Below are 8,877 nucleotides of genomic sequence, written 5' to 3' on the forward strand. Positions count from 1 at the left end.
ATCCTGCTCGTCGATACCGATATTGACCATGTCTTGCCTCCCGGATGCGGCCGCCAACGCCCGACGGGCAGAGGCAGCGGGTTCACGATGGTCATAACGGCCCCGTCATTACGGCCCAAGCGAAAGCGACGCAGGCGGTACATTTTCCGTCTCTACCAGAGGATGTTGCGACGGTCGGGCTCCAGCGGTTCGGGGGCCGGTTCGCCCAGCGCCTGCAGCAGGTCGATCTCGATCGTCCGGCACATCGCGCACAACGGCAGATCGTGAACGCTGTTGGCGAAGGGATCGACCAGATCGTCGCCCACCGCCAGGACCGCCAGAAACATCAGACCGGCCACGGTCGATCCGAACGGCGTCGCGTAACCCAGCGTCTCGACCAACCCGATCGGCAGAAGGATGCAGAACAGGTGGGTGAACAGCATCGGGAAGAAGCGATACTGGTTCGGCAGCGGCGTGTTCTTGAGCCGCTCCATGCCACCCTGTGCATTCGATATGTCCACCATGACGCGCTCTAGCGATGCCTGCTGGATGGTGTCGATCCATCCATGCGCGCGGGCCTGCTCGACGCGCAGGCCCATGCCCTCGATCACGCCATTGGCGACGTTGGTTCGCCGCAGCGATTTCTGTGCAGGACCATCGGGAAGATAGCGTTCGACATTCTCGTCCATCGGCTGTCGCCGCAACTGACAGCGCAGCGCATGGACATAAGCGATTTGCCGAAAAATGATCTCCCGCCGGATGGGCTCCGCTTCGGGATGAGACAGATAGGCCTTGGCGGCACGGGCGAGGCTTCGGCTGGCGTTGATCATCTGGCCCCAAAGGCCCCGCCCCTCCCACCAGCGCTGATAGGCGGAATTGCTGCGAAAGCCGAGGAACAGCGCGAGCGCCGATCCGAACAGCGTAAGGGGCAGCCCCGGCGCGCGGAACGGCAGCACATAGTAAGCGACCGTAACGACCACGTCCCACAGGAACAGGAGCAATAGTGGTTTCCAGACCTCGCGGGCGATGTGGGCAAGGCGCGGTGTATCGGCGACGATCATAAGGAGCGGATGTCCAGCAGAACCGCCGATCGTTCGGCGGCGCGGCGTATAATCCTCGCGTCACGCTTTTGTTTCCATCGGGCCGGCCATTCGCCCGGAGATTCCGGCCGGTGCGAGGGCTGGCTATTTTGCGAGCCGCGTCCGAAACCAATGAAACTATTGCGCCGCAGCATCATTTCTCGGGGGTCGACGTACGGGAAGGAAGCGCACGCATGCTCACTCAGGTTCGCTCCATCTTTCAGGCGGCCGGTGCGGACCGGAGCGGCGGCAGGTCGCGCGGTGCGATCGAGCATATCGCCGTGGTCGGCAACGCCCTGCCCCGCCGTTGCGGACTCGCGACCTTCACATCGCACGTCGTGGACGCTCTTCGCGAACGGTTCCCCCAGATGATCGTCGACCATTATGCGATGGATGACGGTTCCGGCGTCGCCTATCCCGACGATATCCGCACGATAGACGCCGGCGATCCTGCAGCATACCGTCTGGCGGCCGGCCTGATCGAGGCGAGCGGCGCGCAGGCGATCTGGCTGCAGCACGAATTCGGTATCTTCGGGGGTTCGGCGGGCGAGCATGTCATGCGCCTGCTCGAACGCTCGACGCTTCCCGTCATCGCCAATCTTCACACCGTGCTGGAGAACCCCTCCGCTGCCGAGCGGCACGTCTTCGACCGATTGCTGGCGCGGTGTACGCATTTGATCGTCATGGCCGAGCGCGGCAAGACGATATTGCAGCAGATCTATGGCGTAGCCGCCGAGCGGATTTCCGTGATTCCGCATGGTGTGCCCGACCGGGCCTATGTCGAACCCGAACGAGCGAAGCGGCGCTTCGGACTTGCGGGCCGCAAGGTCGTCATGACCTTCGGTCTGCTGGCGCCCGACAAGGGCATAGGCTTCATGATCGATGCCATGCCCGCGATCGTGGAGCGTCACCCCGATGTGCTCTATGTGGTCATCGGCGCGACGCACCCCAATCTGATCCGGGAGCAAGGCGAAGCTCTGCGCGAGAGCCTCATGGCGCGCGCGGCCGAGCTGGGCGTTGCGAGCAACGTCCGCTTCATCGGCAACTTCCTGGAGCAGGAAGAGCTGCTCGACTGGCTGGAGGCGGCCGACGTCTATGTGACGCCCTATCTGAACATGGCGCAGATCACGTCGGGCACGCTGTCCTATGCGATTGGCCTCGGCAAGCCGGTCGTCTCGACCCCCTATCTTCACGCTGCGGAACTGCTTGCCGATGATCATGGGGTGCTGGTTCCGCCCCGTGATGCCCGAGCACTGGCCGGGGCAGTCCTCGACTTGCTCGACGATGATGATGCGCGCGACGCGCTCGCTTACCGCGCTTATGGGCTCGGCCGCGACCTGCTGTGGCCGCGCGCCGTCGCACGGGCCATCGGACTGGTGGAAGATGCCAATACTGCGCGCCCCTATGTCGGTCGCTTCACCAGCCGCCGCCCGCTCCGCCCTTCGCTCGAAGCGGTGAAGCGGATGACCGACGGCACCGGCATGCTCCAGCATGGCGTTCACAGCGTTCCCGACCGCAACCATGGCTATTGCATCGACGACAATGCGCGCGCGCTGATCCTAATGTGCCGCCTCGGGGGCGGGATGGAGGCGACGACGGGGCCGCTCGCCTCGACCTATGCCGCCTTCATCCATCACGCCTGGAATCCCGAGCGTGGCCGTTTCCGCAATTTCATGAATTACGACCGAAGCTGGTGCGAGACGGAGGGATCGGAGGACAGCAATGGCCGCACATTATGGGCGCTCGGCTGTGCCGCTGCCCATGCTTCCGATGCCGGCATTCGCGGTTGGGCCGCAGAGATGTTCGATCGCGCCGCGCCGCTCGCCAATGCCTTGATCTCTCCCCGCGCCTCGGCCTTTGCCGCGCTGGGCGCGGTTCATCGGCTCGAGGAGCAAAGCGACCATCCCGCGGCTGGAGCGATGCTCGAGCAGAGCGTCGACATGCTCAAACGGCTGCTCGTCGCCTCGCGCCGCCCGGACTGGGCATGGTTCGAGACGGTGTTGGCCTATGACAATGCCCGCCTGCCCGAGGCTTTGTTGCGGGCTGGCAGGCTGCTCGGCGATGGCGAGGCCTGTGTTATCGGGCTCGAAACCCTGCAGTGGATCGCCGACATACAGACCAACCCTGCGGGCGCCTTCCGTCCGGTCGGCACCGACAGCTTTAAGCGACCTTATGCCGCGCCCCTGCCCTTCGACCAGCAGCCGTTGGAAGCGCAGGCCATGATCGATGCCTGCAGCGCGGCGATGGCCGTCTGCGACGATCCGACATGGCTGGATCAGGCGTGGCGCGCTTATGGCTGGTTCCTCGGAGACAATGATCTCGGGCTGCCCCTGGCCGAAGGAACCGACGGCGGCTGCCACGATGGCCTCATGCCGCATGGGGTCAATCGCAATCAGGGCGCAGAATCCATTCTGGCTCTGCAACTAGCCAACGCCTCCATGCGTTCGCTCGGCGAGAAACGGGATAATCGACCCGCCCGTACGGCTGCCTGAGCGGAGCTGGCGGGCCGGTTCGCCGTCCCACCAACGCCCGGGAGCCTATGCTCGCTGATCATAATCACCGCCTTCGCCTGACCGCCGACGCCTCGCGCGTCGTTGTTCGTCCCTTCCACCTCGCCTGGCAGGCCAATGGATCCGAACCCGGCCGCGCGCAAAGGCTCGTCAACGCCGTTCTGGCACTCGACATGGCGGAGACGCAGCGCCAGCTGGCGCTTGTCCTCGCCGATTTCGAGGCCCGGCACTGGCAGACGCGGCGGGTCTTCTCGACCCGATACGCGCAGATCGCTCATCAGCTGGGCATCGACAGCGATGCTCTGGAGGATGAGCGCAAGCAGCTGATCGGCGCCTATTTCTGCCACGAATATAGTTATGCCGCCGCCGCCTTGATGAACCCGAGCGTGGTGCCGCACCCCGATCAGTCGGGTCTGTCACGCAATACACTGCGCATCCTGATGTCGCTGCGCGCGGTCGGCGAAGGCCATATCAGTTCGATCGCGTTCCGCGAGGGGCTGATCACGATCGACGGCGATCTAGAGCTTGCGCCGGAGCCTCCTTTCGCCACAGCCGCCGATGCCCCCGACGCCGACGGGATCCGGGATCAGGACGGACCGATCACCGTCGAACGGCATCGCGACAGCACCTTGTCGGGAACGGTGATCTTTCCGATGACCCCGGCCCAGCGCAATGGTCTCGAGGATCTCCGCCTGACCCACTTCACCCATGACGATGGAAGCACCGAATATATCGGTACCTACACCGCCTATTCTGGTCGCGACATCCAGTCGGAACTGATGCGGACGCGCGACTTCCGCTCGATTGACCTGATCCCGATGCGCGGCGCGGCCGCCCGCAATAAGGGCATGGCGCTGTTCCCGCGCAAGATCGGCGGGCGCTACATGATGATCGGCCGCCAGGATGGGCAGAATCTGTTCCTGCTCGAGTCCGACGCCGTAGATCATTGGGAGGATGGCGCGCCGCTGCTGGCCCCCGCTTATCCGTGGGAGTTTATCCAAATCGGCAATTGCGGCCCGCCGATCGAACTCGACGAAGGCTGGCTGCTGCTCACCCATGGGGTAGGCGCGATGCGCAAATATTCGATCGGAGCGATCCTGCTCGACCGCGACGACCCGTCGAAGCTGCTCGGCCGGACCCGCCAGCCGATCCTTGCCCCACAGGACGAAGACCGCGAAGGCTATGTGCCCAACGTCGTCTACACGTGCGGCGCTCTGCGCCACGGCGACAATCTGTTCGTGCCTTATGGCGTGGCGGACAGCTCGGTGGCCTTTGCCTTCATTCCCGTACGCGAATTGCTGGCCCGGCTGTAACGGCGCGGGTCAGATCGCGCGGCGCGCCTCACCCAATACCGATCGCACAACGCTGGCCGGGACGGCGAAGCCGATGCCGATATTGCCCTCGCCACCCGGCGCGAGGATGGCGGTGTTGATACCGATGTCCTCGCCGCGCATGTTGATCAGCGGGCCGCCCGAATTGCCGGGATTGATCGGCGCGTCGGTCTGGATCAGCCCGATGCCGCTCTGCGGTGTCAGGCCCCGGCCCAGCGCGCTGACGATCCCAGCGGTGACGGTCTGGCCGAGCCCAAACGGATTGCCGATCGCCACGACATAATCGCCGACCTCCGCGCTGTCGGTCGGCGCCAGCGGTGCTGCGACGAGCTTTTCCGGAGGAATGCGGAGAACCGCCAGATCGGACTGCGGGCTGGTTCCGAGAAGCTCCGCCTGAAACTGGCGCTTGTCCTGAAGGACGACGAGGATCGCGGAGCCACCCCCGACCACATGGTTGTTGGTCAGGACGAGCCCGCGTGCCGCATCGATGATCACGCCCGAACCAGCGGACATGCGCGGCTGGACCGCCGAGTCCGGTACGCCCAGGAAACGCCGGAAATAGGGATCGCGCAGGAGCGGGTTCTGCGCATAGGGCGACGGATAGGCGACGGCGATGTTGACGACGGCGGGCGACACGCGCTTCACGAGCGGTGCCACGCTCAGCCGGTCGAGCGGTACGGGTTCGCCCGAGGCCGCCAGCGCCACGCCGTTCGCTGCGGGTGCCTCCGATCCACGCTCCTGCCAGGCCGGTATGGTCACCGCGGCCCCGAGAAGCAGGGCCGCCGCAATTGCCGCTTTGCGCATTGTCCTCATCTCCCTCTGTTCCGGACTGGCCGGATGGCAGATGATCATGCGGGCCGCGATTTTCCAGAGGCATTCCGCCCCGAAAGGTCGGTCAGCCGATGCGCGGCTGCGCCTCGAACCAGGGGATCATCCGGCCGATCGCCTCCTCGATCAGCGCAGTCGACACCGCGAAGCTGAAGCGGATGAAGCGATGCCCGTCGACCGGATCGAAATCGAGCCCTGGCGCCGTCGCAACCCCCGTTTCGCGCAGCAGGCGCTCGCAAAAGGCGATGCTGTCGTCGGTCAGGTGGCTGATGTCGGCATAGATGTAGAAGGCGCCATCCGGCGGCGCGATCCGCCGCAGCCCCATCGCCGGCAGGGCATCGAGGAGCAAATCGCGGTTGCGGGCATAGGTCCGCAGGTGCCCTTCCAGTTCGTCGCGACAGTCGAAGGCGATCAGGCCGGCACGCTGGGCCAGCACCGGCGGGGTAAGGAACAGATTGCCCATGCGCGCTCGCGCTGCCGGAATAAGGTCGCGCGGCACGAGCAGCCAGCCGAGCCGCCAGCCGGCCATGCTGTAATATTTTGAGAAGCTGTTGACGATCAGCGCGTCCGGTTCCTGTTCGAGAATCGACGCGATCGGCACGCCATAGCCGAGCCCATGATAGATCTCGTCCGAGATGATCCGGATCCCGCGCTCGCGGCAGATCGCGGCAATGGCGGCGAGTTCTTCGGGCGCGATCACGGTGCCGGTTGGATTGGCCGGGCTCGCGACGATCAGCCCGTCGGGTGCCGGCGACAATTCGGCGATCGCTGCGGCGGTGAGCTGGTAGCGTTCCTCGGGCCCGCAGCCGATCTCGACCGGCTCCAGATACATCGCGCGCAGCGTGTTGCGATAGGCGACATAGCCCGGCCGCGCCAGCGCCACCCGGGCGCCGGGACGGAACAGGCAGGACAGAGCGAGCACGAAGGCGGGCGATGCGCCGCAGGTCAGGATGATCTGCTCGGGATCCACCTCGACGCCATGCCGCTGCGCATAATGGCGGGCGATGCGCTCCTTCAGCGGCACGCTCTCCCAATAGCCCATCGGATCGGTGTCGAGAATCTCGTGCGCGGCAGCGATCGCCTCGGCGGGCGCGCCGGTTGAAGGCTGGCCAAACTCCATATGGATGATCGACTGGCCCGACGTCGACAGGGCGTGGGCGATGCGGCTGATGCCGATAGCGTGGAAGGGTTCAACCTGTGCAATCATGTACGCCTGCTAGGGCCAGCGGGGGATGCAGACAATGGGTTCCGGCGACGGACATAAAGCGCCAGCACACGCTCGCACTGGATACGCATTTGAGCATCGCTTGATCGCAATCGGATCAATAGGCGCAGATTGACGCAATCCTTATACCGCATCATGATAACGGAACCAGGTACCGTAAAAACAGGAACGGATCTGGCCGGGGACGCAGAACGGCGCATCTCCGATGCGGAGAGGAGAAACAGGGTGGCGGGAAAAGACGGCTTCGACGCGGCGCGCTTTATCGCGGGCATGGGCAAACGCGCATGGAAAGGCGTGGCCGTCATGGCTCTCGGCGCAGCTATTGCGGCGGGGGCGACCGCCGCCGACCGCGCCGGCTGGATCACCCAGGAGCGTCTCGAACGCGCCGATGCCGAACCCGGCAGTTGGCTGAATACCGGCCGCAACTATGCCGAGGACCATTACAGCCCACTGGCTCAGATCGACGCCTCGACCGTCGGGCGGCTGAAACTTGCCTGGTATCAGGACCTCGACACCGATCGGGGGCAGGAAGCCAACCCGATCGTCGTCGACGGGGTGATGTACACGACCAGCGCCTGGTCGAAGGTCTATGCGCTCGATGCGCGCAGCGGCAAGCTGCTCTGGTCCTATGATCCGGAGGTCAACGGCCGCAAAGGCTATGACGCCTGCTGCGACGTCGTGAACCGGGGCGTCGCCGTCTATGAAGGCAAGGTCTTCGTCGGTGCGCTCGACGGGCGCCTGATCGCGCTCGACGCCGCCAGTGGCAAGGTGCTGTGGGACGTCCAGACGACCGACACGAGCCGCCCCTACACGATCACGGGTGCCCCGCGCGTCGTGCGCGGCAAGGTGCTGATCGGCAATGGCGGCGCCGAATATGGCGTGCGCGGCTATGTCAGCGCCTATGACGCGGCCAACGGAAAGCTGGTCTGGCGCTTTTACACCGTGCCCAATCCCAACGGGAAGCCAGATGGCGCGGCATCGGACGCGATCTTCGAGAAGATCGGCAATAAAAGCTGGGGCGCCAATGGCGCGTGGAAGGAAGTCGGCGGTGGCGGCACCGTGTGGGATGCGATCGTCTATGACCAGGAGCTCGACCAGATCCTGATCGGCGTCGGCAATGGCAGCCCGTGGAATCGCCGGGTTCGTTCGGGCGACGAGGGCGACAATCTGTTTCTGTCCTCGATCGTGGCGCTCGATCCCGACACCGGCGCCTATAAATGGCATTTCCAGGAAGTCCCCGGCGAGGAATGGGACTTCACCGCCACCCAGCCGATCATCCTGGCCGACATGCCGGTGGCCGGAAAGCCGCGCAAGGTGCTGTTCCACGCGCCCAAGAACGGCTTTTTCTACGTGATCGATCGCGCCTCCGGTAAGCCGGTCTCGATCAAGAATTTCGTGCCGGTCAACTGGGCCGACGGCTATGACGAGAAGAGCTGGCGTCCGCTGATCCGGCCCGAGGCGCGCTACACCGAAGCGGGCAAGGAGTTCTTCGCGATGCCCAGCGCCTTCGGTGCGCATAACTGGCATCCGATGTCGTTCAGCCCGAAGACCGGCCTCGTCTACATCCCGGTCCAACTGATGGGCTTCGGCTATGCCGACGACAAGAATTTCACCTATCGGCCCGGACAGTGGAATCTCGGCAACGGCTCGCTCTCCCTGCTCGGGCCACAGAGCGATGCACAGCTGGCCGCCGCCCGCGCCGCGACCAAGGGGCGGCTGCTCGCCTGGGATCCGGTCAAGCAGGAGGCCCGCTTCACGGTCGAGCACCCCGCCCCGTCCAATGGCGGCATCCTTTCGACCGCCGGCAACCTGCTGTTCCAGGGGCAGCCCGACGGCACCTTCTCCGCGTTCGACGCAAGGGACGGCAAGAAGCTCTGGAGCTTCGACGCACAAAATGGCGTGATCGCAGCCCCGATCTCCTTCTC

Annotated in this window: 6 protein-coding genes; 3 read left to right on the plus strand and 3 right to left on the minus strand. The window is 65.0% G+C overall.

Features of this window, described 5'->3' with window-relative positions:
- Positions 1 to 152: 152 nt before the first annotated feature.
- Positions 153 to 1,040, minus strand: a complete 888-nt coding sequence (locus KAY22_RS20525; protein ID WP_296625108.1) for a bestrophin family ion channel — start codon at positions 1,038 to 1,040, stop codon at positions 153 to 155.
- A gap of 212 nt (positions 1,041 to 1,252) precedes the next feature.
- Here KAY22_RS20525 and KAY22_RS20530 point away from each other — a divergent pair, with 212 nt between their 5' ends.
- Complete coding sequence (locus KAY22_RS20530; RefSeq protein WP_296625109.1) at positions 1,253 to 3,550, plus strand: glycosyltransferase family 4 protein; 2,298 nt, start codon at positions 1,253 to 1,255, stop codon at positions 3,548 to 3,550.
- Positions 3,551 to 3,597: 47 nt separating this feature from the next.
- Positions 3,598 to 4,881 carry a glycoside hydrolase family 130 protein gene (locus KAY22_RS20535; protein ID WP_296625110.1) on the plus strand — a complete coding sequence of 428 codons (1,284 nt, stop codon included), beginning with the start codon at positions 3,598 to 3,600 and terminating at the stop codon, positions 4,879 to 4,881.
- A 9-nt stretch (positions 4,882 to 4,890) separates the two neighbouring features.
- Here the strand turns inward: KAY22_RS20535 and KAY22_RS20540 are convergent, their stop codons facing one another.
- Complete coding sequence (locus KAY22_RS20540) at positions 4,891 to 5,703, minus strand: trypsin-like peptidase domain-containing protein (RefSeq protein WP_296625111.1); 813 nt, start codon at positions 5,701 to 5,703, stop codon at positions 4,891 to 4,893.
- 91 nt (positions 5,704 to 5,794) lie between these two features.
- Positions 5,795 to 6,934 carry an aminotransferase class I/II-fold pyridoxal phosphate-dependent enzyme gene (locus tag KAY22_RS20545; RefSeq protein WP_296625112.1) on the minus strand — a complete coding sequence of 380 codons (1,140 nt, stop codon included), beginning with the start codon at positions 6,932 to 6,934 and terminating at the stop codon, positions 5,795 to 5,797.
- Between the two features lie 243 nt (positions 6,935 to 7,177).
- Between KAY22_RS20545 and KAY22_RS20550 the strand changes: the two genes are divergently transcribed.
- Positions 7,178 to 8,877: PQQ-dependent dehydrogenase, methanol/ethanol family (locus KAY22_RS20550; RefSeq protein WP_296625113.1), on the plus strand; the 1,700-nt coding region annotated here is incomplete at its 3' end.

This window comes from Rhizorhabdus sp., assembly GCF_018006725.1.
In the GTDB taxonomy this organism is placed as follows: Bacteria; Pseudomonadota; Alphaproteobacteria; order Sphingomonadales; family Sphingomonadaceae; genus Rhizorhabdus.

Coding starts and splice junctions, on each gene's coding strand:
- KAY22_RS20530 (WP_296625109.1), top strand. CDS start 1,253: ATGCTCACTCAGGTTCGCTCCATCTTTCAGGCGGCCGGTGCGGACCGG.
- KAY22_RS20535 (WP_296625110.1), top strand. CDS start 3,598: ATGCTCGCTGATCATAATCACCGCCTTCGCCTGACCGCCGACGCCTCG.
- KAY22_RS20540 (WP_296625111.1), bottom strand. CDS start 5,703: ATGCGCAAAGCGGCAATTGCGGCGGCCCTGCTTCTCGGGGCCGCGGTG.
- KAY22_RS20525 (WP_296625108.1), bottom strand. CDS start 1,040: ATGATCGTCGCCGATACACCGCGCCTTGCCCACATCGCCCGCGAGGTC.
- KAY22_RS20545 (WP_296625112.1), bottom strand. CDS start 6,934: ATGATTGCACAGGTTGAACCCTTCCACGCTATCGGCATCAGCCGCATC.